Annotated in this window: 31 protein-coding genes and 1 riboswitch; of the genes, 21 read left to right on the top strand and 10 right to left on the bottom strand. The window is 63.7% G+C overall.

The features are described 5' to 3' along the window. Positions 1 to 119 precede the first annotated feature (119 nt). Entirely contained in the window at positions 120 to 242 is a 123-nt protein-coding gene (locus tag P9273_RS17790; protein WP_278050077.1) for a hypothetical protein, read from the top strand. A gap of 68 nt (positions 243 to 310) precedes the next feature. Here the strand turns inward: P9273_RS17790 and P9273_RS17785 are convergent, their stop codons facing one another. Together P9273_RS17785 and P9273_RS17780 are read right to left on the bottom strand one after the other, a co-directional pair. Next, positions 311 to 595 carry a DUF6894 family protein gene (locus P9273_RS17785; RefSeq protein ID WP_278050076.1) on the bottom strand — a complete coding sequence of 95 codons (285 nt, stop codon included), beginning with the start codon at positions 593 to 595 and terminating at the stop codon, positions 311 to 313. Then, positions 576 to 995, bottom strand: a complete 420-nt coding sequence (locus P9273_RS17780; RefSeq protein ID WP_278050075.1) for a hypothetical protein — start codon at positions 993 to 995, stop codon at positions 576 to 578. Before P9273_RS17780 ends, P9273_RS17785 begins: the two co-directional genes overlap by 20 nt. A 131-nt stretch (positions 996 to 1,126) precedes the next feature. Here P9273_RS17780 and P9273_RS17775 point away from each other — a divergent pair, with 131 nt between their 5' ends. The 10 genes from P9273_RS17775 (at position 1,127) to P9273_RS17730 (ending at position 9,818) form a co-directional block, all read left to right on the top strand. Beyond that, on the top strand, positions 1,127 to 2,470 hold the full coding sequence (locus P9273_RS17775; protein WP_278050074.1) for a phospholipase D-like domain-containing protein: 1,344 nt from the start codon (positions 1,127 to 1,129) through the stop codon (positions 2,468 to 2,470). 158 nt (positions 2,471 to 2,628) lie between these two features. Continuing rightward, the gene (locus tag P9273_RS17770; RefSeq protein WP_278050073.1) at positions 2,629 to 2,832 is read left to right on the top strand and encodes a hypothetical protein; all 204 of its coding nucleotides are present in this window, start codon (positions 2,629 to 2,631) and stop codon (positions 2,830 to 2,832) included. An 88-nt stretch (positions 2,833 to 2,920) separates the two neighbouring features. Next, positions 2,921 to 3,121: a hypothetical protein gene (locus P9273_RS17765; RefSeq protein ID WP_278050072.1), complete on the top strand. Its 201-nt coding sequence runs from the start codon at positions 2,921 to 2,923 to the stop codon at positions 3,119 to 3,121. A gap of 111 nt (positions 3,122 to 3,232) precedes the next feature. Beyond that, positions 3,233 to 3,496, top strand: a complete 264-nt coding sequence (locus P9273_RS17760) for a hypothetical protein (RefSeq protein WP_278050071.1) — start codon at positions 3,233 to 3,235, stop codon at positions 3,494 to 3,496. A gap of 201 nt (positions 3,497 to 3,697) precedes the next feature. After that, positions 3,698 to 4,000: a DUF982 domain-containing protein gene (locus P9273_RS17755; RefSeq protein WP_278050070.1), complete on the top strand. Its 303-nt coding sequence runs from the start codon at positions 3,698 to 3,700 to the stop codon at positions 3,998 to 4,000. Positions 4,001 to 4,027: 27 nt separating this feature from the next. Next, positions 4,028 to 4,300 carry a DUF982 domain-containing protein gene (locus P9273_RS17750; protein WP_278050069.1) on the top strand — a complete coding sequence of 91 codons (273 nt, stop codon included), beginning with the start codon at positions 4,028 to 4,030 and terminating at the stop codon, positions 4,298 to 4,300. A 338-nt stretch (positions 4,301 to 4,638) separates the two neighbouring features. Then, a complete protein-coding gene (locus P9273_RS17745; protein WP_278050068.1) occupies positions 4,639 to 5,637 on the top strand; it encodes a L,D-transpeptidase family protein in 999 nt (332 codons plus the stop codon). 145 nt (positions 5,638 to 5,782) lie between these two features. Continuing rightward, the gene (locus P9273_RS17740) at positions 5,783 to 8,221 is read left to right on the top strand and encodes a GcvT family protein (RefSeq protein ID WP_278050067.1); all 2,439 of its coding nucleotides are present in this window, start codon (positions 5,783 to 5,785) and stop codon (positions 8,219 to 8,221) included. Between the two features lie 53 nt (positions 8,222 to 8,274). Continuing rightward, positions 8,275 to 9,384 carry a mandelate racemase/muconate lactonizing enzyme family protein gene (locus P9273_RS17735; protein WP_278050066.1) on the top strand — a complete coding sequence of 370 codons (1,110 nt, stop codon included), beginning with the start codon at positions 8,275 to 8,277 and terminating at the stop codon, positions 9,382 to 9,384. Positions 9,385 to 9,494: 110 nt separating this feature from the next. After that, entirely contained in the window at positions 9,495 to 9,818 is a 324-nt protein-coding gene (locus P9273_RS17730; protein WP_278050065.1) for a DUF2934 domain-containing protein, read from the top strand. A 15-nt stretch (positions 9,819 to 9,833) separates the two neighbouring features. Here P9273_RS17730 and P9273_RS17725 read toward each other — a convergent pair whose 3' ends face one another. Then, positions 9,834 to 10,814 carry a phosphodiester glycosidase family protein gene (locus P9273_RS17725; RefSeq protein WP_278050064.1) on the bottom strand — a complete coding sequence of 327 codons (981 nt, stop codon included), beginning with the start codon at positions 10,812 to 10,814 and terminating at the stop codon, positions 9,834 to 9,836. Positions 10,815 to 10,986: 172 nt separating this feature from the next. Here P9273_RS17725 and P9273_RS17720 point away from each other — a divergent pair, with 172 nt between their 5' ends. The 4 genes from P9273_RS17720 to P9273_RS17705 all read left to right on the top strand — a co-directional run bounded on the left by P9273_RS17720 (position 10,987) and on the right by P9273_RS17705 (position 12,628). After that, a complete protein-coding gene (locus P9273_RS17720) occupies positions 10,987 to 11,304 on the top strand; it encodes an ArsR/SmtB family transcription factor (protein ID WP_041001634.1) in 318 nt (105 codons plus the stop codon). Continuing rightward, positions 11,301 to 11,786: an SRPBCC family protein gene (locus tag P9273_RS17715; RefSeq protein ID WP_278050063.1), complete on the top strand. Its 486-nt coding sequence runs from the start codon at positions 11,301 to 11,303 to the stop codon at positions 11,784 to 11,786. Before P9273_RS17720 ends, P9273_RS17715 begins: the two co-directional genes overlap by 4 nt. 61 nt (positions 11,787 to 11,847) lie before the next feature. Then, positions 11,848 to 12,261, top strand: coding sequence for an MAPEG family protein (locus tag P9273_RS17710; protein ID WP_278050062.1), 414 nt, complete (start codon positions 11,848 to 11,850; stop codon positions 12,259 to 12,261). 82 nt (positions 12,262 to 12,343) lie between these two features. After that, entirely contained in the window at positions 12,344 to 12,628 is a 285-nt protein-coding gene (locus P9273_RS17705) for a hypothetical protein (protein ID WP_040980340.1), read from the top strand. A gap of 351 nt (positions 12,629 to 12,979) precedes the next feature. Here P9273_RS17705 and P9273_RS17700 read toward each other — a convergent pair whose 3' ends face one another. Both P9273_RS17700 and P9273_RS17695 read right to left on the bottom strand, forming a co-directional pair. Then, complete coding sequence (locus P9273_RS17700; protein WP_041001641.1) at positions 12,980 to 13,201, bottom strand: hypothetical protein; 222 nt, start codon at positions 13,199 to 13,201, stop codon at positions 12,980 to 12,982. Positions 13,202 to 13,363: 162 nt separating this feature from the next. Continuing rightward, positions 13,364 to 14,557 carry an MFS transporter gene (locus P9273_RS17695; protein WP_278050061.1) on the bottom strand — a complete coding sequence of 398 codons (1,194 nt, stop codon included), beginning with the start codon at positions 14,555 to 14,557 and terminating at the stop codon, positions 13,364 to 13,366. A 47-nt stretch (positions 14,558 to 14,604) separates the two neighbouring features. On the opposite strand from P9273_RS17695, the gene P9273_RS17690 reads away from it, so the two are divergent. Then, a complete protein-coding gene (locus tag P9273_RS17690; protein WP_278050060.1) occupies positions 14,605 to 15,129 on the top strand; it encodes a GNAT family N-acetyltransferase in 525 nt (174 codons plus the stop codon). Here the strand turns inward: P9273_RS17690 and arsC are convergent. Genes arsC through P9273_RS17675 form a run of 3 tightly spaced genes read right to left on the bottom strand, consistent with a single transcriptional unit; the run spans position 15,126 to position 16,619 of the window. Continuing rightward, positions 15,126 to 15,524 (bottom strand): arsenate reductase (glutaredoxin), encoded by a 399-nt coding sequence (gene arsC, locus P9273_RS17685; RefSeq protein WP_278050059.1) that lies wholly within the window; start codon positions 15,522 to 15,524, stop codon positions 15,126 to 15,128. The genes P9273_RS17690 and arsC overlap by 4 nt on opposite strands. Beyond that, on the bottom strand, positions 15,521 to 16,219 hold the full coding sequence (locus P9273_RS17680) for an MIP/aquaporin family protein (protein WP_278050058.1): 699 nt from the start codon (positions 16,217 to 16,219) through the stop codon (positions 15,521 to 15,523). Before P9273_RS17680 ends, arsC begins: the two co-directional genes overlap by 4 nt. A gap of 49 nt (positions 16,220 to 16,268) precedes the next feature. Further along, positions 16,269 to 16,619 (bottom strand): ArsR/SmtB family transcription factor, encoded by a 351-nt coding sequence (locus P9273_RS17675; protein WP_278050057.1) that lies wholly within the window; start codon positions 16,617 to 16,619, stop codon positions 16,269 to 16,271. Positions 16,620 to 16,668: 49 nt separating this feature from the next. Between P9273_RS17675 and P9273_RS17670 the strand changes: the two genes are divergently transcribed. Then, positions 16,669 to 17,190 carry a DUF6428 family protein gene (locus tag P9273_RS17670; RefSeq protein ID WP_278050056.1) on the top strand — a complete coding sequence of 174 codons (522 nt, stop codon included), beginning with the start codon at positions 16,669 to 16,671 and terminating at the stop codon, positions 17,188 to 17,190. 277 nt (positions 17,191 to 17,467) lie between these two features. Beyond that, complete coding sequence (locus P9273_RS17665) at positions 17,468 to 17,935, top strand: methyltransferase family protein (RefSeq protein ID WP_041001652.1); 468 nt, start codon at positions 17,468 to 17,470, stop codon at positions 17,933 to 17,935. Between the two features lie 3 nt (positions 17,936 to 17,938). On the opposite strand, the gene P9273_RS17660 is transcribed toward P9273_RS17665, so the two are convergent. Together P9273_RS17660 and P9273_RS17655 are read right to left on the bottom strand one after the other, a co-directional pair. Next, complete coding sequence (locus P9273_RS17660; RefSeq protein WP_278050055.1) at positions 17,939 to 18,211, bottom strand: PilZ domain-containing protein; 273 nt, start codon at positions 18,209 to 18,211, stop codon at positions 17,939 to 17,941. A gap of 145 nt (positions 18,212 to 18,356) precedes the next feature. Next, entirely contained in the window at positions 18,357 to 18,932 is a 576-nt protein-coding gene (locus tag P9273_RS17655) for a histidine phosphatase family protein (RefSeq protein WP_278050054.1), read from the bottom strand. 85 nt (positions 18,933 to 19,017) lie between these two features. Beyond that, positions 19,018 to 19,161, top strand: a riboswitch (adenosylcobalamin (AdoCbl) riboswitch). On the opposite strand from P9273_RS17655, the gene P9273_RS17650 reads away from it, so the two are divergent. Genes P9273_RS17650 through P9273_RS17640 form a run of 3 tightly spaced genes read left to right on the top strand, consistent with a single transcriptional unit; the run spans position 19,162 to position 20,792 of the window. Beyond that, positions 19,162 to 19,371: a CbtB-domain containing protein gene (locus tag P9273_RS17650; RefSeq protein WP_278050053.1), complete on the top strand. Its 210-nt coding sequence runs from the start codon at positions 19,162 to 19,164 to the stop codon at positions 19,369 to 19,371. Positions 19,372 to 19,418: 47 nt separating this feature from the next. Continuing rightward, on the top strand, positions 19,419 to 20,159 hold the full coding sequence (locus P9273_RS17645; protein WP_278050052.1) for a CbtA family protein: 741 nt from the start codon (positions 19,419 to 19,421) through the stop codon (positions 20,157 to 20,159). 51 nt (positions 20,160 to 20,210) lie between these two features. Next, positions 20,211 to 20,792, top strand: a complete 582-nt coding sequence (locus P9273_RS17640; RefSeq protein WP_278050051.1) for a hypothetical protein — start codon at positions 20,211 to 20,213, stop codon at positions 20,790 to 20,792. The last annotated feature ends 167 nt before the right edge of the window (positions 20,793 to 20,959 follow it).

The raw sequence follows: 20,959 nt of genomic DNA, 5'->3' as shown, positions 1-20,959 counted from the left end.
TTCGGCTCGGCGGTTGATTCCAATCCGAGAGAGGACCATTCATGGCGAGACGAGATGCAGCGACGGCCAAACACACAAAGCGTCCGCGTTCGCGTCCGCTGAAAGGCGAAGAGACGGAAGTGAAGCATATCGTCGAAACGCAGGATCTGTCGCCGGCGCAGGCGCGGGAGCTTGTGCGACGCTACGGAAACGATTGGCGCAAGATCGACGACGTCGCCAAATCCTATAAGGGCGACGACTAGGCCAGCGTGGCGGCCAGAAGCAAACCGTCATCATAGGATGCAAGCAGTGCCGCAGGCTGGCTCAGGACTCAGCCTGAGCGCATCACACCAGGCTCGCCGGTCTCGTCCGCCTGAGCGAGACGCTGGGGTTCGGACACCAGATCCCGGAATTCGATGGTGGTCACCAAATAGCCGGCCTCGTCATAGATCTTGGTCACCCAGGAGGTCGGATCCGAACCTGCGGCAATCCCGTCGAGCATAGCTTCCTTGGCAGCCCGTTTGGCCTCGGCTTTCGCGGTTTCGAGGTCGTCCATCTCGACCTGGATCGGCGGCTGCGCCGCGGATTCGATGAATTCAAAGCGGAATTTCGGCATTCGGCTCTCCGTTTGCAACCGCGGACGGCACAGGCGCAATCGTGTCCCGAGCGCCACTGTCGCCATCGCGTCGCTCCTCCAGCACGGTCTCGGCGATATACTCCTTGAGGTCGCCGACTTCCTCGCTGATCTGGTCAGGCCCTATGCCCTCGCTTTCAGCGTCAGCGATACATTGATCCGCCAACTCAGCGGCAACGATTTCCGCCGGCAGCGCGGGCGGAGCTTCAGCCTTGTGTTCCTCGATCCATTCGCCGACGAAATGCGCCGTCTTGTTCACGAGGATGTCGGCCTCCTGCGAGGCTTCGGCTACGGGCCGTTCCAGCTTGATAACCATGCGAAACCATCCTGAATGATCTTCTTCAACGCCGATTGCTCGCAAAGGATGCAGCGTTCGGTCCATGGTGCGGCTGGCCAAGAACCGGCTGACGAAGCGTCGATCCGGACTCGCCGCACACCCGGCCGGGAACCGGGATTAGGGTCGAACATTCTTGCTGTTGGAAAATCACCAGAACTGACCGGGGAACGGAATAGGTGAAATCTCAGGGCTTTGGAGCGTCACTGGCCGTCAAAAAAGCGATCGCGGCCGGACGCAAGGCCGGCTTTTGGCTCGACATTCTCAAATATCTTGCCGTTGCGATCCTGGCCGGCGTGGTCACTCTGGCCGCGGTAAACGTGACCCCGGAGCCCCGCGCCATCCGCACGATCGTTCCGCATCGTTTCGACGCGGCCGACCCGCAATTCGTGCGAAGCATGAGCAGCTATTCGCAAGGGCAGATGTTCGAGCGGAACGCAGTGCGAACCCTGGTCAATGGCGACGAGATCTTTCCGGCGATGCTGCAAGCGATCGGCGCGGCTCAGGCCAGCGTCGACATGGAAACCTACATCTATTGGTCGGGGTCGGTCGGCTACGCATTCGCCACGGCCTTGGCCGCGAAAGCCCGGGAGGGCGTCGAGGTTCGAGTGCTGGTCGACTGGCTCGGCAGCCTGCCTTTCGACGAGAAGCTGATCCACATCATGACGGGCGCCGGGGTGCGGTTCCAGCGCTACCGCCCCATCTACTGGTACACGCTTGACCGCGTGAACAACCGGACGCACCGCAAGCTGCTCATCGTGGACGGGCGGGTCGCGTTCACCGGCGGGGTCGGTATCGCTGACAACTGGCTGGGCAATGCGCGCAATCCGAACGAGTGGCGCGACACGCACTATCAAATCCAGGGGCCTTCGGTGGCCGCGTTCCAGGCGGCCTTCGCCGAGAACTGGCTGGAGACCGTGGGCGAAACGTTGCAGGGAGAAATGTTCTACCCGCCGCCTGAACCCGCAGGCGCGCTCGGCGCTCAGTTGATCCTTTCATCGCAGCCGAACGGCTCCGAGGACATGGAACTGATGATGCTGGCCGCGATCGCCGCGGCCAAGGACCACCTGCGCATCGGCATGGCCTATTTCGTGCCCGACGAAATCGCGCTCCAGCAGATACTCGACGCCAGGAAGAGAGGCGTGATCGTCGACGTCATCGTGCCCAATTGGCTGACCGATGTGCCCATCGTGCGGAAAGGCTCGCGATACTTCTGGGGCCAGTTGCTCGAAGCGGGCGTTCGCATCTACGAGTTTCAGCCGACGATGTATCATCCTAAGCTGCTGATCGTCGACGACGTCTGGGCGAGCTTCGGTTCCGCAAACCTGGACGAGCGCTCGTTGCGGCTGAACGACGAAGCGACCCTCAACGTCTACGGCAGGGATTTTGCGCAGACGCAAATCGATTTGTTCAACGAGGACCTCAAGCGATCGAGGCAGATCAGCCTGGCGGAGTGGCAGGCGCGCCCCATGAGCGAGAAGGTTACCGACTGGCTGGCCAGCAGGCTTCACACGCAGCTGTAGCGCATCGTTGCGGGTAAGGATCCCCATGGGTTAGAGCAGGCGGTCTACAAACATGCCGGATGGTCGTGCCAACGTTGGGGTTGGCCGAGCCGGCCACCGGTCGTTGTGTCACCAACATGTCCGCTGGCCGGGCTTCCTTTGGGCCACCGGAGGCGGCAATGCCGATCACGAGACTGTCGAAAGGCGCGTTCACGCCCGATGAGGTGAGCTTTCTGGGCCGCGTCCTCGAACTCAGCGCGAGCGCCAATGAAACCGAGGAGCAGCGCGAGCGGCGGGCCTTGCGCATCATCGCGAACTACATGGCGGGGATTGCCGACGGGCGCGAGCTGACGGAGCTCTCGCGGCGGCCACTGGGCAGATAGGCTCCACTGCGAAGCAGTGAGGCAATGCTGGGCCGACGATGAAACTTTCGACGGTCTTTCCAGTTCGGTTGGAAGGAGGATTCTTGTCATGACTGAACCCGGTGAAGGCAGTTCCCATGGTCGAATTGACGACAAGCAGCTGGTCATTCTGCTTAAAGAGAAAACCGGCATCTCGGACGCTCAAGCCAGGAGGCTGATAAAGGCCGTCGGGCGCGACCGACCGTCGCTTCTTCGAGAAGCACGGATCATAAAGGCGCGTGTTCAGACGTCCACCTCAAGCCGCGTTTGACCGGCTGAATGCGGCGGATGCTCTGCCGGACTCCGCGGCAATGAAGGCGTTTCGCGACTGGCGGTTTCGCAGATCGAGCCCACTGAAGCAAAGCTCGTCGGAAATCCCTGCTTGCGAAGACGTGCCGATTGCGCGATGCTCCGCAAAATGGCTGGCGAATATCTGGACCACAAGCTGGAATGCCCGTTTTGCGGCACCATCCGTCTGCAGATTCCGGCCGATGCCCTACCCACAACGCCGATCCATTGCGCCGAGTGCGGCGCATATCTCGGCACGTGGGATGAGCTTCAAACCGACTTCGAGCAGCAAGGCGGTACGGACGGCGTGTTCCGGCTGGATAAGGGGCGTATCCAGAAGCTCAATTCCAGTCGCTGACGAGGCCGCCGCCGGCGGCTTGGATGCGGTCTGATCGACCAAACAGCGCGCGGGACATTGGGCTTGCGAAATGGGACATGACCGCGCCCGCCAAGTCCTTGACGGCTCGAATTCATAAACCCATATCGCATGCAGGCGCGGGCCGCTGCGATCCCCGCCCCCTTTCAAAACTCTCACTGTTCGTTCGACTTGGAGGATCTTATGAACGATCGGATGTTCGACAGCCCTGTTTTCGTCAAGAGCGGAAACAGCCTCATCCAGGAAATCGCCTGCCTCGAAGACGCCCTGGAATTTCTCTATGAATGGCCCAAGAACCGGCGTGGGCCGATCTATGAAACGGCGCTGCGCGCCTGCCAACGCGCATTCGACAGCGGCTTTCCGCTGGCCGCCGCCAGAGAGGCATTTTGCGGTTTTGCGAAGTCCGCCAGAATCCAGGAAGACGTAAGCACCACCTTGCCTTGGATGATCAACAAGGGCGGCAAGGGCGGCGGCCTGACCGTCTAACGTCATCGCGGATAGAGGACGTTCGCGATGCTCGCCAAATCATTCGAAAAGCCAATCCGCGTCTGGGTAGGACTGGGGTTTCCGCGTCAGTTGAACACCGTCGTGGACGCCTATCGATTCGTTATCGACTGGTGCGGCAACAGCCCCGAGCAGAAGGCGGCCATCCGTGCCTGCCGGGCCGCCCTGGCCGGGGATGTGGATGCGGAAACAGCGAGGGGCGTTTTCGTCGCCTTTGCGCGCAAGAAGGAGGATGGCGCCATTCCCCCCATCCTGGGAAGTGTCCAGCCGAAGCATGTCTGATGTGGCCGAGGCGGCGGACAACGCCGCCTCCTTCTTCCGGACAAGAAGCCAGCTTGGATAGTTAGTTCCCAAATGGAGGCAACCGACGGCATGGGCGGGGGGCGTTGGGGAGCCGCCGGTTACCAGGACGGGGGGCCATATAATCGGACAATGCATAGGCCCTTATGCGATAATGCCACTTATGCGCGTTCTTGGGAACTGCTTTCCGGCTTAAAATTCAAATATATATAGGGGAAAGCGCATATTCATGATGACCTTCGTGCCACCCGCGACAGGAACCAGATCGGACGTGCCGCGTCATAGAGGCAGGCCCTTGTCGTGGTTGCGGAGTGATGTCGATGGTCAGGTTCCTTGTCGTCGTCTCGGTGGCGCTCGCACTCGTATGCGGCGGCGCGCTAGCAGCGAGGCTGGAGCCCGACGCCGTCAATCAGGCGCAATTCAGCGAGGGCGAACCGAACGGCATCAGCCCGATGCTGCTCAAGGCGCAGGTGTTGCTGGATCGCGCCCGCTTCTCGCCCGGCCTGATCGACGGCCGCGTTTCGCAGAACTTCACCAAGGCCGTCGCGGCCTTCCAGGCGGCGAACGGACTGCCTTCCGACGGCAAGCTTACGCGGGAGACCTGGGATAAGCTCGCGGCGACTTTCGCCGGCCCTGTGCTGACGACATACGAGGTCACGGCCAAGGATGTGCGCGGTCCCTTCACCAGGCGCATTCCGGCCCGCATGGAGAGTATGGCGCAGCTCAAGCGCCTCGGCTACCGCAACGCGCGGGAGAAGCTGGCGGAGCGGTTCCATATCAGCGAACAATTGCTGAGGACGCTCAACGTCCGCGCGGGATTCAGCAAGGCCGGCACGACCCTGGTGGTGCCCGATGTCGGCCGTGGTGGTCCTCCTTCACAGATTGGCAGCGTGGAAGTCGACAAGGCATCCCGCCAGGTGCGCGCCCTCGATGCGTCGGGCAAGGCGATTGCGGTCTATCCGGCTTCGATCGGCAGCGAGGAAAAGCCGGCGCCGAGCGGCCAGGCCGAGGTCAAGCGCGTGGTGCACGATCCGACTTATCACTACGATCCGAAATTCGCCTTCAAGGGGGTGAAGGCCAAGCGCCCCTTCACCATCGCCAAGGGGCCCAACAATCCCGTCGGGTCGGTGTGGATCGACCTCTCGATCGAGAGCTATGGCATTCACGGCACGCCGGACCCCGGCAAGATCGGCACCACCTTCTCGCATGGCTGCATCCGGATGACCAACTGGGACGCCGAAGACCTCGCCGCCATGGTCAAGCCGGGCACGAAGGTCGACTTCAAGGACGAGGCCGCGCAAGAGGGGCAAGCCAGGTGAGTACCGCGGGCCCGCGCCGGGCCGCGGACAGAGCTGCATAAGTTCAGTTTATCACCACCCCCAATTTTTGAAGACGTTACAGCGCCAATCACCGCCTGTAGCTTTCAGCGGCACTTTTGCTCTGAACAGCCGGACTGGTGATTTGATGCAGACACATGCGCGGGTGGTGATCGTTGGCGGAGGATGTGTCGGCGCGGGTATCCTCTATGGGCTCGCCAAGCGCGGCTGGACCGACGTGGCGCTGTTGGAACGTACGCAGCTCACCGCCGGCTCTACCTGGCATGCGGCGGGGCTGATCCCTTCCTATGCCCGCAACATCAATGTCGGGCGGATGATCAACAAGACCATCGAGATCTATGAGGGGCTCGAGGCCGAGACGGGGCAGCCCGTGGGCTGGCACAAATGCGGGCAGCTGCGCATCGCCAATTCCAGGGACCGGCTCGACGAGTTCAAGAGCTATATGAGTGTGGCCGAGGTGCAGGGCATGCGGGCGCAATTGCTGACCCCGGATGAGGCGCGAAAACTCTGGCCGCTGCTCGACAACAAGGGCATGCTCGGCGCGCTCTACCATCCCGACGACGGCCATATCGCGCCGGCCGATGTGACGCATGCCATGGCCAAGGGCGCGCGGGATCTCGGCGCCAAGGTCTATCTCGACACCGAGGTCACCGGCTTCAAGCGGACGCCGGGCGGCGAGTGGCTGGTTGAGACCAACAAGGGCAACATCACCTGCGAGCATGTGATCTGCGCCACCGGCAATTACGCGCGCCAGACCGGCGCGCTGCTCGGGCTCGACATCCCGGCGATCCCGATCCTGCACCAGTACTGGATCACCGAAGCGGTGCCGGAAGTGGTGGAGCGCAAGCGCGCCGGCCGACCCGAAATGCCGATCCTGCGCGACGAAGGGTTCGAAGGATACCTGCGCGAGGAAGGCGACGGGCTGATGTTCGGACCTTATGAGCGCACGGCGAACCTGAAGCTGTTTGCCGAGGACGGCGTCCCATCCTGGTTCGGCGCCGACCTGCTGGAAGAGGATTTCGAAGCGGTGTCGTGGAACTGGGAACAGGCGCTGCAACTGGTGCCGGCCTTGGGACGCGTCGGCATCAAGGCCAATGTGCGCGGCCCTTTCCAAATGACGGCGGACGAGCTGCCGCTGATGGGACCGGCCTGGGGCCTGCCCAATGTCTGGCTCGCCGAAGGCGTCCCAGGCGGCATCCTGTGGGGCGGCACGATCGGCTATTACCTGTCCGAGCGCATCGTCGAGGGCGGCAACAGCCTCGACACCTCCGATCTCGATCCGCGCCGCTTCGGCGATTACGCCAACAAGGCCTGGACGCGCGAGAAGGTGCGCGAGGCCTGGGGCACGCATGCGGAGCAGAAATATCCCGGGCAGGACATACCCGCCGCGCGGCCGCAGAAGACCGCGCCCTCCTATGACAGGCTGACCGAGCTGGGCGCCGTCTGGGGCGTGCTCAATGGCTGGGAGATGCCCAATTGGTTCGCGCGCAACGGCGTCGAGGCCAAGGACCAGTATAGCTGGCGCTGGACGCCCAAGGGCAACCTCGTCGGCGAGGAGGTGCTGGCGGTGCGCAACGCCGTCGGCCTGGTCGAAATGACGCCGATGACCAAGTTCGAGGTCTCGGGCTCGGGCGCGGCTGCCTGGCTGGACCGGATCATCGCCAACCGAATGCCTTCAGTCGGCAAGGTGACGCTGGCGCATCATCTGACGGCCAATGGCGGCGTGCAGGCCGAATACATGGTGGCGCGGCTTGGCGAGGACCTGTTCTATCTGATCTCGACGCCACGCGCCGAGCGCTGGAACTTCGATGACCTGTCCAGACTGCTTCCCACCGACGGCAGCGTGTCCTTAAAGAACGTCACCAACGATCGCGGCTGCTTCACGGTGGTGGGGCCGAAGGCGCGGGCCGTGTTGCAACCCCTCACGGAGATCGATCTTTCCAACGAAAGCTTCCCATGGTTCGGCGTGAAGACCGGCAACGTGGCTCTGGCCAGCGACGTGCGGCTGCTGCGCGTCAACTATGAAGGCGAGCTGGGCTGGGAACTCTACCATCCCCTGCCCTACCAGCGGCAATTGCTCGACGCGATCCTGAGAGAAGGCGAGAAGCACGGCATGCGGCTGGTCGGGCTGCATGCGCTGGAATCGCTCCGGCTCGAAAAATCCTATCGCGCCATGTATCGCGACATGAACCCGGAGCTCAATGCGCTGGAGAGCGGGCTGGAGCGCTTCATTCGCCTCGACAAGGGCGACTTCATCGGACGCGACGCGGTTCTGACATACAAGGAGCGCAACGACCGGCGCCGCTCGGTGACGCTCAGGATCGACACCGACGGTGCAAGTACGCTTGCCAATGAAGGGCTCTATAGCGACGGCAAGCTGGTCGGGCGCATCACCTCGGGAGGCTATGGCTACGCGCTCGGCCATGACGTGGCGCTGGCGCTGCTGCCCGAACGCTTTGCCACGCCCGGCACGAAGCTCGACGTGGCGATCCTGGGCGAATGGAAGGTCGCGGAGGTGGTTCCCGATTCGCCTTACGATCCGACCTCCGCCAGAGCGCGGATGTAAGACGGGCCGCTTGAGGCCTCGTTGTCCATGCATTTCCTCGAGGGGAGCCGGGTATGCGCATCGATCGGATCACCGTCTATTCGGCGCAATTGCCGGTCAAGAGCGGCGTCTACCGGATGGCCAGCGCCGATGTGGAGGCGCTGGACTCGACACTTGTCGAGATCGTGACCGATGACGGCTTTGCCGGATGGGGCGAGACCTGCCCGATCGGCCCGGTCTACCAGCCGCATCATGCGCTGGGCGCCCGCGCCGCGATCGCCGAGATCGCCCCCGGGCTGATCGGGCAGGACATCGCCTCGATCAGGCTGCTGGCCAAACGCATGGACGAACGCCTGAACGGGCACGGCTACGCCAAGGCCGCCTTCGACATGGCCTTTCTCGACCTGCTCGGTCAAAAGCTCGGCGTGCCGGTCTCGACGCTTTTGGGCGGGGCGCTGACCGATCGCGTGCCGGCCTATTATTCGCTGATTGTCGGGGCGCCGGACGAGACGGCCAGAATCGCAGCCGACAAGGTCAAGGCCGGCTATCCGCGCCTGCAGGTGAAGATCGGCGGGCGCAACCTCGAAGAAGACGTCGCCGTTGTCCACAAGGTCTGGGAAGCGGTCGGCTACAGGGCGCGCATCGCGGTCGACGGCAATCGCGGCCTGACGGTCGCCGCCGCGATCCAGCTCGACCGGCTCTGCCAGGCGATCCCCTTCGTCTTCGAACAGCCCTGCAACACGATGGACGAGATCGCGACGCTGAAGGGCCGCGTGACGCATCCGGTCTATCTCGACGAGAGCACCGAGGACCAGAACGCGGTGCTGAGGGCAATTGCCATGGGCATCGCCGACGGCTTCGGCTTCAAGGTGACGCGGCTCGGCGGCCTCACCAAAATGACCACGGTGCGCGACCTTTGCGCGATCCGCTCGCTGCCGCATAGTTGCGACGACGCCTGGGGCGGCGACGTCATCGCGGCGGCCTGCGTGCATCTGGCGGCAACCGTCGAGCCGCGCCGCATGGAAGGCGCCTGGATCGCCCAGGAATACATCAAGGGTCATTTCGACCAGAGGCACCCGGTGGTCATCAAGCAAGGCCACATCGCCGTGCCGCAGCGACCGGGGCTGGGTGTAAAGCCGGAGCCGGGAATGTTCGGCAAGCCGGTGGCGATATACGGGCCCTGACCCGACGGGCGAACCCGCGCGGTGCCCGATAGTGCCGGCGATCACTTCGCGAACCACGCGGATCGTTCCGCCCTGTCCTGCGTTCTTACGACACGCAAGGAGGAACGGCGATGGACGACGATCGGACCGAGAAGATCAGGCAGCGCGCCTATGAGATCTTTCAACGCGAGGGCGGCATCCTCGGCAATCACGAACGGCACTGGCATCAGGCCGAACTGGAGATCGACCGCGAGGCGGCCCTGCCGCTGACGGCGGACGACGCGCTACCCGAAACGCGCGAGATCGACAGCGCGGATGTGCAGACGGTGGAGGCGCTTGCCGTGCGCACCGGCATTTCGGGCGATGAGGCGCAGGAACTGCTCGATCGTCTGGGCAACGACCGCGCGGCGATCGAAGAGGCGGCGCGCAGTCTCAAGGCGAAGCGGCGCAGTTGACAAGCCCAAGACGCTCTATTTGCGTTCCACGGTGAGAACGACGGGCATGCCCCAGGGCACGTCCCTCGGCGCCTGCAGCAGCGAGACCTTGCCCTCCGACACCTGGGCTTCCCACTTCGCATAATGCTTCAGGCGGTAGCTGTCCGAGCGCACGCTGAGACCGGCGATGGGGCCGCCGTCGAGATTGAGCGCGGTCTTGATGTCGAGGTCGGTTTTCAGCAGGAAGGTCGCCAGCCTGTCCAACGAGAAGAAGGCGTCCTTGGTCGAGCCCACGATGATGCGGCCCTGACGGTCTTCGGCGATGAAGGTGCGGTTGGCCAGCCAGTTGCTCTTTGCGCGTACTGCGTTGCCGCCATCCTCGCCGATCAGCAGCGGATAGGACACCATTGCATTTTCGGCGCCGTCCAGAACCGCCCGCCAGTCGCGCCCGGCAAGATCTACGACATGCGTGCCTGACGCGTTGGCGACCCAGGCGCCGGCTTTGGCATCATAGTCGCTCGGGCCGAGCCTTTCGCCCATGCTGACCAGGGGCGTGTCGGCTTCGCCTTTCAGCCCGAAATAGCTGCCATTGACGATCAGCACCGTGCCGCCCTGGCCACCTGCGTGAAGTGCGGCTTCCCATTGGTCGATGTCTTTCGTACCGCCCGGCTCGTTGCGGGCAATGAAGCGGAATCTGGCCGGATCGAAGCGGTTGAGATAAAGGCGGTCGACCTCCTGCCCGCCCGCGACAACAGGTACCTCCCTGGCTTCAAACCCAAGTTCCACTTGCTTCCATGCGCCGGCGCCGGCGGTGGCGTCAGGGATTGCCGGCTGCAAGGCAAGCCGCATCGACGGCGAGAGCCGCGCATCGTCGGCCGCAACGGTGATCCAGTAGCTGCCGCCCCGGCGCAGAAGAACGTTCCACCCATAGGCGCCGCTCCTCTGCCAGAGGAACCATGCGCCCGAAATCAGGACGATCAGCAACAGGATAACGACGGTCGAGATTGCCTTGCGCAATGAATTTCCCCCAGGCCCACACCAGCAAGAAGCTGGCCGAAATTGTCGCCCGGATGATGTCGGATATGTGCAGAAACCGCGCAACAAAACCGGCGACAATCGGGCCGGCCACATGGGTGCCACTCACTATGCAGGTTGACAGGGCAGACGCACCGCCCTAGGGTTCGCGTTAGTGGCCACTAACGCGAAATACTGGACAGCGCTCGGCGACCCGACGCGGCGCACGATCTTCGAACTGCTGGTCGACCGACCCAGTTCGGTCAGCGGACTCGCCAACGTGCTGCCGGTGACAAGGCCGGCGGTCTCGCAGCATCTGAAGGTTCTCAAGGATGCCGGGCTGGTGGCGGACACGCGCTCGGGCAAGGAGCGCATCTACCGGATCGACCCGGACGGCCTCGCGGCCTTCCGGGCCGAGATCGACCAGTTCTGGGTGAAAACGCTTGCCGCCTACACGCAAATTGTCGAGCAGCCGACGGAGGACGAGACATGATCAAGCAGCCGGCACCCGCGCCCGTGAAACATTCCGTCGTCGTCGCGGCGCCGATCGCGCGCGCCTTCAAGGTGTTCACTGAGGGTTTCGGCAGCTTCAAGCCGCGCGAGCACAATCTGCTCGCCGTCCCGATCGCCGAAACGATCTTTGAGCAGCGGGTCGGCGGCCATGTCTATGACCGTGGTGTCGACGGCTCGGAGTGCCGCTTCGCGCGGGTGCTTGCCTACGAGCCGCCGAACCGGCTGCTCCTAAGCTGGGACATCAGCCCGCGCTGGCAGATCGAAACCGACCTGGCCAAGACCAGCGAGTGGGAAGTCCGCTTCACGGCCGAGGCGGAAGACCGGACGAGGGTCGAAATCGAGCATCGCCATATCGAGCGCCACGGCCAGGGCTGGGAAAGCGTGCGCGGCGGAGTCGATAGCGATCAGGGCTGGCCGCTCTACCTGCAGCGATACCAGGCGCTTTTTGCCCAGGCGGCCTGACAGCACCACGCAATACCGAACGGCGCGGCCGGCATGACAGCAATTGGAAGGAGCGCAGCAAATGGAAGCCTATTGGTTGAGCATTCTCGGCGTGCTTGCGCTCTGCCTGCTATCGGTGGCGCTGGCGATCTATTCCGGCTCGTCCAAGGGATTCGCGGGCAAGCTCTCGGGTCCGGTCATTCCGGCCGACGACGATAACCCGCTCTACCGGATCGACCGCGTCCACATGAACTCGGTCGAGGCGCTGGCGCCCTTCGTCGTGCCCGTGGTGCTGGCGATGATGGTCGGCGTCGGGCCGGTGACGCTCGCCGTGCTTGTCTGGATTCACGTGGCGATACGCCTCGTCCATATGGTGATTTACCTGCGTGGCGGAAACGCCGCCAAGGGCGGCAATGTCAGGACGATCCTCTATGTCTCGGGCGCGCTGGTCACGCTTGTGCTCGTCGTCGTGACGGGATGGGCGGCGCTTCACTGAGCGGCGCTCGCTTTTCGCTCCGTCGGCGGAACCCTCGGCCCGATAGGAGGTTCATCCCCTGTACAACCACGGGAGATGCGTCATGGACCACACCAGCCACGTAAGACTGACCAATGCCGAGCTCACGCCCGACATCCTCGAAGGCGCGACCATCTACGGGCCCGACGACGAAAAGATCGGCTCGGTCGACCACCTGCATGGCAGCCAGGTCGTCATCGATGTCGGCGGCTTCCTCGGTATCGGCGCCAAGCCGGTGGCCGTGACCGCCAGCCAGCTCGATTTCATGCGCGACGAGGACGGCGACGTGCATGCCGTCACCAGCTGGACGAAGGACCAGTTGAAGGCGATGCCGGAGCATCGGGACTGAAGCAGAAGCCCACCATTGTGAAATGAATGAGAAGAACCCGATCCGGCAATTGCCGGGTCGGGTTTTTTGCGCGGTGCGGCAAATAGGGTCGCCGGCGCCCATCGCCTGCCGCATCCGCTTCACACCAATCTCGCATCCGCTGAGCCGCTCCGAGGATCAGCGGCGCACGGCGCAGGCAGGCAAATACAGACCCCCCAATTGAGCGTTGCCCGCGAGCGCTAGCTTTGCCTAGACCGCATTGCCGCCCACGCCCAAAAGCAGCGCTCCGAGAAGGTTTTCGCTGACGGCAGTCCCGGCGCAAAAAACCCGCCCCGGCATGCCGAGGCGGGCGGAAATTCTAGGACAGCAATCTTACTTGCAGTCCTTGAGCATCTTCAGCGCCTTTTCGGCATTGGCCTGGGACGTGTAGGCTTTCGTCCCGGCATCGGTCAGTTTCTTGCCGTCCGGTTTCGTGGAAACCACCGAGCATTTCTTGCTGGTGGCGTCCTTTGCCACCCAATATTGTGTGGCCGCAAATGCCGGCATGCTGAAAAGCGCAACAACCGAAGCTGCAACCAGAACCTTGCGAATCATAGCGTTCTCCCAAGTTGAATTCGGCTCGGCCCATTCATCCGGAAGTGCCCATCACGCGGATAACCGAGCCGAACCGCTGGCGAGCCGTATCGCGAATTAACCGCCGAGGGCAATTTACAAAAATGTAAAGTACGGCGCGTCGGCGCTGGCGAGGTGAAGGGACTATCGGCGTACTGTCGCGATGAGACAGACGCAGAACCCCACATTGACGGTAGCGGCGACCGCGAGCGCGATCAGGACGAGATTGCCGCCGCCTGTGCCAAGAAGCAGCGCTCCGATGGAAGGAGCTGCTGCCTGGACAACGAGGCCGGGCGTCGCGAGCTTGCCCATCAGCGCTGCGTACTGCTGCGGGTCGAACAGCACCAGCGGCAGCGCGCCGCGCGCGATCGTGTGGATGCCGTTGCCGGCGCCGTAAAGGATCAAAGCTAGGGCAACGAATTTCTGGCTCGCCAGGAGCAGCCAGATTCCCGCCGCGAGCAGCGATACGGAGGTCAGCATCGTCCAGATCGGATGATGCCGGTTGCGGCCGATCAGCAGCTCCGACACCCGCGCGCCGACCTGTGACGGGCCGACCAATGCGCCGAGGCCGACGGCGGCCGCCAAGCCCACGCCGCGCAATTGCAGCAGCGTCAGCAAGTGGACGGAGAGCATGGATGCGATCATCGCGGCCAATGTCTGGATGCAAGCCAGCAGAATGAAGCGTGTCCGAGCTCTGCCCGTGGCCGACGCCTCCTTCGATCTGTCTTTCGTTGGCGCGGGCGCCGCGGGTGGAGGCGGCGGTATTATCCGGAGGTGGAGCGGCAGGCAAATCGCGAGGTGGATCGCCGCATAGGAGAGGCAGGCGGTACGCCATCCGCCATGCTCGACAAGAAAGGCGCTGAGCGGCCAGCAGACGGTGCTGGCGAAACCGCCGAACAGCGTCAGGTTGGTGATGGCGCCGCGCGCGCCCTGACCATAAAGCCGCCCGAGCGTCGCGAAGCCGGCATCGTAGAGGCCGCTCGACATGCCCAAGCCCATAAGCAGCCAGGCAATCAGGTAAAAGGGATAAGCAGTTGCCGTCGCCAGCAGCGAATGCGCGGCAGCCAGCAGCAACGAGCTCGCAGCAAGCACGGGCCGGCCTCCATGGCGCTGGATCAGCCGCCCGGTGACGGGAGAGACCAGGCCGGCAAGCAGAAGCCCGCAAGACAGCCCGCCAACGACCGACGCGAGCGACCAGCCGGTGTCCTCGGCAATAGGCGTGGCAAGCACCGCGGGTAGATAATAGGATGATCCCCAGGCGAGGATCTGCGTGAGGCCGAGGGCCGACACGAGGACATGGCGATTGTGCTCGGCTGTTGCAGACGCTTCGGGCTTCACGGATTGCTCAAAGCCCATTATCTGTCGAGGCTCGAGCGGGAGAGCAAATGCGTATCGCGGTAATCGACGAGGCCGAGGCAAAAGCGCAGCTCGGCGCCCTTGCCGAGATATTGATGCAGAGTATCGAGGATGGGGCGCTCGTCGGGTTCGTCCTGCCGTTTGGCACCGAGCAAGCGCGATCCTACTGGCAGAGCATCTTCCGATCCGTGGCGGAGCAAGAACGCCTCCTTATCTGCGCCTTTGTCGAAAACAACCTCGTCGGCACCGTCCAGCTCTATCTGTCGACGGAGCCGAATGCGCAGCACCGGGCGGAGGTCTACAAGCTTCTCGTTCATCGAGACTTCCAGCGGCAAGGCATCGGCTCGGCACTTATGGCGTCAGTGGAAGAGGAGGCAAGGAAGAGAAACCGCTCCTTGCTCCTGCTCGACACCGCGGAGGGCGGAGCGAGCGAACGGCTCTATCGGCGGATGAACTGGCAGGAGGTCGGCGTCGTGCCGCATCATTTCGTGGACCCATTCGGCAAACCAAGGGCGTCTATCTACTTCATGAAGCATCTGGCCCCGCCTAACTAATAGGCGACCTTCTCGCCATCCTCCTTAACGAATTCGCGCACCGGATCGTCGAGCAGTGGCAGCACCGCCTCCGACGGTCGGCAGAGTTTTGTCCCTTTCGGCGTTTCGACGATCGGCCGGTTGATCAGGATCGGATGGGCGAGCATGAAATCGATCAGCTCGTCGTCGCTCCATTTCGGATCGGCAAGGCCGAGTTCAGCGTAAGGGGTCCCTTTCTCCCGCAACAACTCGCGCGCAGAGATCCCCATTGCCGCAATCAGTTCGAGCAAGCGTTCGCGGCTCGGTGGCGTCTTCAGGTATTCGATCACCACCGGCTCCTCGCCGCTGGCGCGGATCATGGCGAGCGTGTTGCGCGAGGTTCCGCAAGCGGGATTGTGATAGATCGTAACCGTCATGGCTCTGCTTTCATTGGCTGGTGTTGCTCAACGGTTTCGGGCTTGAGCAGCCAGCCCATCAGCGCGAGCGCGATCAGCGCGCCGAGCAGTTGGGCGGCGATGAAGGCCGGCAGATCGACCGGTCTGATGCCCGAGAAGGTGTTGGTGAGCGAGCGCGCCACGGCGACGGCGGGATTGGCGAAAGACGTGGACGCCGTGAACCAATAGGCTGCCGTGATGTAGAGCCCGACCAGCCACGGCACGGCCCGCCGCTCGAAACGAAGGCCGGCGAGAATGACGGCGACAAGGCCGAATGTCGCGGCCACTTCCGAGAACCACTGAGCCGGTCCGGCACGCAGCTTTGTTGCGACCTCCAGCATCGGCAGGGCGAACATGAGGTGCGCCGCCATCGTGCCGGCAATGCCGCCGGCCAACTGCGCGAGGAGATAAGCAGGAAAATCGCGGGCTGGCAGCGACCCGTTTAGCCAGAACACCAGCGAAACGGCGGGATTGAAATGCGCGCCGGATATCGGGCCAAGGACGGTGATCAACACCACCAGCATGGCGCCGGTCGCGAGCGTGTTGCCAAGTAGCGCCAGCGCGGTGTCGTGCGTCAGCGTCTCGGCCATGATGCCGGAGCCGACCACGGTTGCTACCAGGAGGCCAGTGCCCAGGGCTTCAGCCACGAACCGGCGCGACAGGTCAAAAGTGTTCATTGGTCAGCCCTAGGGTCGGCAACGGGGAATTGTGCAACGGGCGTGACGATCATTGCCGGGTCCCCTCGCCCGGCGCGCAGCAAGGCGCCGCAAGCGCCGGCGCGCAGATTTCCGGGCGACCCGAGCAGCAATCCTCCATCAGGAAGCGGATCAGCCCGGACAGGGCATCGTACTCGGCGCTGTAGACGATCGAGCGGGCATCACGCCTCGCGGACACGAGACCAGACCGTTCCAATTCCTTGAGATGGAAGCTGACGTTGGACGGCGAGACCTCGACCTGTTCGGCGAGCGAGCCAGCAGCGATGCCTTCCGGTCCGGCAACGACCAGCAATCGCAGAAGGCGCAGGCGTGTATCCTGCGACAGCGCGCCAAAGGCGATCAGGGCTTGACGTTCATCCACGTTTCAATAATCCTTGAAATATTGAAATGATGAATGAGGAATAGCCGACATGCTCTCTTCTGACAACCGGAAAAACGTCGCCGCGATCGACCCCTCCGACCTGACCATTGGCGACCTGCTGGGCGCGCTGGCCGATCACAAGGACAGACCGTTGGTGTTCCGCTACGACGGACGACCGGTGAAGCCAGGCTACCATGTCACCGAGGTGAAGGCGGGACAGTTCGCGGCGCTGGATTGCGAAGCAAATCCGGAATCATGGTCGGAAATCTTCGTCCAGCTATGGGACGTGGACGAAGGCGGACCCGTGCATATGCCGGCCGGCAAGTTTACCGCGATCATTCGCAAAGTTTCGGACCATGTCGCTCTTGATGGGGCGGCGAAGCTGACCTTCGAGGTCAGCGACGGCGTCCGCCCCATGGAATTGCACCGGGCGGCTCAGCCAAGGATTGTTGGCGACGTCATCGAGGTCGAGCTGACGCCACTGCCGGCAAGCTGCAAGCCGCGCGACCGCTGGCTGAAAGAACAGAAGGCTGCAAGCCAGCCGTGCTGCGGGGCAAGCGGCTGTTGTTGACCTTGCGAATACGCCGCGCGCCGCCGTTGCTTCAGAACCGGATCATGCCATTGGCCTGCAACAAATAGAGGCCCACAAGAACGATGGCTATCAGCGCCACCCAAACGGCTGTCCCGCTCATGCACGATTCCCCGTTGACCGGCAGCCATGAACGCGCACCGCGACTGCGTCCCCGCACTTTGCCCCTGGGGCAGGATCAAACCACGAATTGCTGAGTGACGCGCGGCAGTGCATAGTGACTGCGGTGGCGCTTGGCTATGGACCGGCGAAATTGGCCATGGGCGACAAAGCGGACAATCCGGGGGTCGCGGTGTTCCCGCCGCTGCTCTTTCTCGTGGCGCTAATCGTGATGCTGGCGCTGCGCTATGTCCGACCGCTGGCAATCGGCGGCCGTCCGCTCACCATTGTGCTCGGCATCGTGGTGACCGCACTTGCGATTGCGATCATCGCCTGGGGACGCTCGACCATGTTGCGCGGCGGCACCAATGTGAATCCGACATTGCCGACCACCGCGATCGTCACCAGCGGTCCGTTCGGCTTCACCCGCAATCCGCTCTATGTCGGCCTGATGGGGCTGCTTCTCGGGATCGGCCTGCTGTTTGACACTTGGTGGGCCGTCATCGCCCTCATCGCGAGCTTCCCCATCCTGCACTATGGCGTGGTGCTGCGCGAGGAAGCCTATCTGGAGCGCAAGTTCGGCGAATCCTACCGCTCGTATAGGGCGAGCGTGCGCCGCTATCTTTGAGCGTCAGTCCTTCGGCGCGTTGCTGTAGAGCGCCACGCCGACGCGGTCGTTGCGCCGCCACCGCACCAGTGCGCGATAGGCCGTATCGTCGGCCGGAACCTCGAGCAGGAAGCGTTCCGGGACGTCCATGTCGGCGGCCACGCGCAATTCCGCACCCTGCTCGTGCTGATTCCTAAGCGAGCAGCCGATCCGGACGCCATTGGCAATGATGGTGGCCTCCTTGAGCACGAATTCGCGTACATGAAGACGGCGCTCGATCTCGGGATAATCGGCCATAGGCGACGGTCTCCTCGGGCAAGGCTCTCCTCGCCGCGAGACAGCACCATAGCAGCCAGGCGTTTCCGTTCCGTTAGCGATCGCTGAAATGGCGAAGTTCGTCTTCGCCGGCGGCCGCTCGTCGTCAGGTAAGCGCTTTCCCGGGCTATTTCGCGCCGACGACCATGCCGCTCGCATGCAGCACCCAGCGGCGGCCGTCGCTGCGGAATTCGGTGAGCGACAGCGGCTCGATGTCGATTTTCCAGACCGCGGAGAGCGGCGCGCCCAGCACATGCACCATGACGGCGCGGACCGGCACGGCATGGGTGAGCGCGACGGTGTGGCCGCTTGCGCCGGCCAGGCGCTCCATCAGCGCCGCGACGCGGTGGGCGACCGCGGCAAGCGATTCGCCGCCGTGAGGTGCCGCGTCCGGATCGGAAAGCCAAGCCGCCATCCCTTCCGGATCTTCCGCCTGCACCTCCTCGAAACCTTTGCCGGCCCAGCGCCCGAAATCCTGCTCGGCAAGCAGCGGCTCGACGGTTGCCTCGAGGCGGAGCGCGTCGGCCGTCTGGCGCGCGGCAAGCGCCGGGCTTGTCCAGACGCGATCGGCGCGGCGCAGCGAAGCGGCCAGCGAGCCGGCGCGATCGAGGGCCCGCGGCTCCAGCGCCTCGTCGTTCGGAAACCGGCCCTTGCGCGTGGCCTGCGTCGCGCCGCTTGCGATCATCGTCAGGCGGGCGAGCATCCCAAAACTCCGTGGCCCAGTGAAATTTCGGCCGCGCGAAGCCGCGTTGGCCATTACATGTCGTTGACAGGCGAACGAAGTGCTGACAAGTGTTTTAGCGCTATACGGGATTGGAAGCCGGTGCGAATCCGGCACGGTCGCGCCACTGTGATCGGCACCAGCCGAAAGTCAGGCCTTATTCCGCAGCATTGTTCGATCAACGGGACGCAGTATCCCACGGGAGGTCAATATGTCCGACACCACCTTCGCCCCCAGCTACGGTCCGGTTGCGATTCCGGTTCGCGAGCTTCTGCCCTGGGCCATCTTCGCGGGCCTGACGCTGATGATGGCGATCTATTTCGTCGGTGCGGAAGAAGGCGCCACCTCGCTGATCCGCGGCACGGCGGTGCACGAATTCGTGCATGACGGCCGTCACCTGCTGGGCCTCCCCTGCCACTGAAGCGGTTCAGCATCGCTGAACCCGCTTTCGACAAAGGGTTCTTGAACATGGTTGGAAAACTTTTGCTGCGCGGCATGCTTGTCGGGCTGGTTGCGGGGATTCTGGCATTCGCCTTCGCCCGAGTCTATGGCGAGCCGCAGGTCGACCAGGCGATCGCCTTCGAGGAACAGCAGGCCAAGGCCGCCGGCGAGACGCCGGAACCCGAGATGGTCAGCCGCGCCACGCAAGCCGGCATTGGCCTGGCGACCGGCGTGCTGGTCTATGGCGCTGCCCTCGGCGGACTGTTCTCGCTGGTCTTCGCCTATGCTTATGGCCGCCTGGGCTCGCTCGGTCCGCGCGGCACTTCGGCACTCATCGCGCTGCTCGGCTTCCTTGCCGTGATCGTGGTTCCCAGCCTGAAATACCCCGCGAACCCGCCGGCGGTCGGCAATGCCGAGACCATCGGCTACCGCACCGAGCTGTTCTTCATCATGATCGTGGTCTCGATCGCGGCGATGGTGGCGGCGGTCGGCCTGGCGCAGCGGCTATGGAACCGGCTCGGCGCCTGGAACGCCTCGATCGTCGCGGGCCTCGCTTTCCTCGTCGTCTTCGCGCTGGTGAAGGCGGCCCTGCCGGACATTAACGAAGTGCCGGAGAACTTCTCGGCGACGGTGCTCTGGCAGTTCCGCATCGCCTCGCTCGGCATCCAGCTGGTGCTGTGGACCGTCGTCGGGCTCGGCTTCGGCGCTGTTGCCGAGCGGGTGGTCGCAGTGCGCGACCAGCGCACCCCGACGCGCCGCTACGCCTGAAATCCGATGCGTTGGCCGCCATGGTTTCATGCCCTGGCGGCCAATTTCTTTTTGGCGACTACCCTGCTGGTCATTCTGGCCACATCCGCGCAAGCGCATAACGGGTCCTCGGCCCCGCCTCCCCCGGGCATCCAGATCCCCAGCCTGACCCACGGCCAGATGGCGGTGATCGCGCGCTATCGCGGCGATATCCTGGACCTTGCCCAGCGCCAGACCGCGACCGATCCGACCTTCAGACGGCTCTATAATCACGGCAATCTGCAGTTCACCTACTGCCTCTGGGGCCTGATGCCGGGCAGCCTTAGCGACGAGGAAAGCCCGTTCAACGAATGCAGCCACGCCTATCTCGCCACCGCCAAGGCGCTGCTCACCCATATGGCGACGATGCCGTCAGCCGAGCGCGAGGCCAAGGCTCTGATCTCCGACATCGATGCCGAGATGGTGCGCAGCGGCGCATCCTGGATCCTTTGCCAGTATAGCGGCGAGGCCTTCAGCACCGGCGCGGTCGTCGAACCACGCTGGCGGGATATGTTCTTCCACCTGCCGAGCCTGGCGGTGCTCCTTGCGACCATTGCAGCGCTGATCGGGGCCAGTTGGGTGATCTTCGGCGGGCCGCGGACCAGCACAGCCTAGCCGGGCGCTGCGCACCGGCGTAAGCATTGGCCATTGTCCGGCTCCCGGATTCGAGGACGGGCAGCTGACTTTCACGCGGTCGTTTCGTGATTCCGAAGGGCAGCTACGTTGGTCCGTTTGGCGTCGAACAGCCGAGCTGCGAGGCGGAAGGCAGACCATCTGCGCTG

The sequence above is a fragment of the Mesorhizobium sp. WSM4935 genome, from assembly GCF_029625735.1.
Classification (GTDB): Bacteria; Pseudomonadota; Alphaproteobacteria; order Rhizobiales; family Rhizobiaceae; genus Mesorhizobium.
This window is presented reverse-complemented; position numbering and strand designations above follow the sequence as displayed.

What these genes read in the sequence shown, in the direction of transcription:
- P9273_RS17710 (WP_278050062.1), top strand. Translation starts at nt 11,848, where the DNA reads ATGGAAGCCTATTGGTTGAGCATTCTCGGCGTGCTTGCGCTCTGCCTG.
- P9273_RS17755 (WP_278050070.1), top strand. Translation starts at nt 3,698, where the DNA reads ATGAACGATCGGATGTTCGACAGCCCTGTTTTCGTCAAGAGCGGAAAC.
- P9273_RS17765 (WP_278050072.1), top strand. Translation starts at nt 2,921, where the DNA reads ATGACTGAACCCGGTGAAGGCAGTTCCCATGGTCGAATTGACGACAAG.
- P9273_RS17660 (WP_278050055.1), bottom strand. Translation starts at nt 18,211, where the DNA reads ATGGCCGATTATCCCGAGATCGAGCGCCGTCTTCATGTACGCGAATTC.
- P9273_RS17715 (WP_278050063.1), top strand. Translation starts at nt 11,301, where the DNA reads ATGATCAAGCAGCCGGCACCCGCGCCCGTGAAACATTCCGTCGTCGTC.
- P9273_RS17735 (WP_278050066.1), top strand. Translation starts at nt 8,275, where the DNA reads ATGCGCATCGATCGGATCACCGTCTATTCGGCGCAATTGCCGGTCAAG.
- P9273_RS17650 (WP_278050053.1), top strand. Translation starts at nt 19,162, where the DNA reads ATGTCCGACACCACCTTCGCCCCCAGCTACGGTCCGGTTGCGATTCCG.
- arsC (WP_278050059.1), bottom strand. Translation starts at nt 15,524, where the DNA reads ATGACGGTTACGATCTATCACAATCCCGCTTGCGGAACCTCGCGCAAC.
- P9273_RS17645 (WP_278050052.1), top strand. Translation starts at nt 19,419, where the DNA reads ATGGTTGGAAAACTTTTGCTGCGCGGCATGCTTGTCGGGCTGGTTGCG.
- P9273_RS17700 (WP_041001641.1), bottom strand. Translation starts at nt 13,201, where the DNA reads ATGATTCGCAAGGTTCTGGTTGCAGCTTCGGTTGTTGCGCTTTTCAGC.
- P9273_RS17680 (WP_278050058.1), bottom strand. Translation starts at nt 16,219, where the DNA reads ATGAACACTTTTGACCTGTCGCGCCGGTTCGTGGCTGAAGCCCTGGGC.
- P9273_RS17750 (WP_278050069.1), top strand. Translation starts at nt 4,028, where the DNA reads ATGCTCGCCAAATCATTCGAAAAGCCAATCCGCGTCTGGGTAGGACTG.
- P9273_RS17655 (WP_278050054.1), bottom strand. Translation starts at nt 18,932, where the DNA reads ATGCTCGCCCGCCTGACGATGATCGCAAGCGGCGCGACGCAGGCCACG.
- P9273_RS17690 (WP_278050060.1), top strand. Translation starts at nt 14,605, where the DNA reads ATGCGTATCGCGGTAATCGACGAGGCCGAGGCAAAAGCGCAGCTCGGC.
- P9273_RS17740 (WP_278050067.1), top strand. Translation starts at nt 5,783, where the DNA reads ATGCAGACACATGCGCGGGTGGTGATCGTTGGCGGAGGATGTGTCGGC.
- P9273_RS17705 (WP_040980340.1), top strand. Translation starts at nt 12,344, where the DNA reads ATGGACCACACCAGCCACGTAAGACTGACCAATGCCGAGCTCACGCCC.
- P9273_RS17780 (WP_278050075.1), bottom strand. Translation starts at nt 995, where the DNA reads ATGGACCGAACGCTGCATCCTTTGCGAGCAATCGGCGTTGAAGAAGAT.
- P9273_RS17745 (WP_278050068.1), top strand. Translation starts at nt 4,639, where the DNA reads ATGGTCAGGTTCCTTGTCGTCGTCTCGGTGGCGCTCGCACTCGTATGC.
- P9273_RS17665 (WP_041001652.1), top strand. Translation starts at nt 17,468, where the DNA reads ATGGGCGACAAAGCGGACAATCCGGGGGTCGCGGTGTTCCCGCCGCTG.
- P9273_RS17670 (WP_278050056.1), top strand. Translation starts at nt 16,669, where the DNA reads ATGCTCTCTTCTGACAACCGGAAAAACGTCGCCGCGATCGACCCCTCC.
- P9273_RS17730 (WP_278050065.1), top strand. Translation starts at nt 9,495, where the DNA reads ATGGACGACGATCGGACCGAGAAGATCAGGCAGCGCGCCTATGAGATC.
- P9273_RS17785 (WP_278050076.1), bottom strand. Translation starts at nt 595, where the DNA reads ATGCCGAAATTCCGCTTTGAATTCATCGAATCCGCGGCGCAGCCGCCG.
- P9273_RS17770 (WP_278050073.1), top strand. Translation starts at nt 2,629, where the DNA reads ATGCCGATCACGAGACTGTCGAAAGGCGCGTTCACGCCCGATGAGGTG.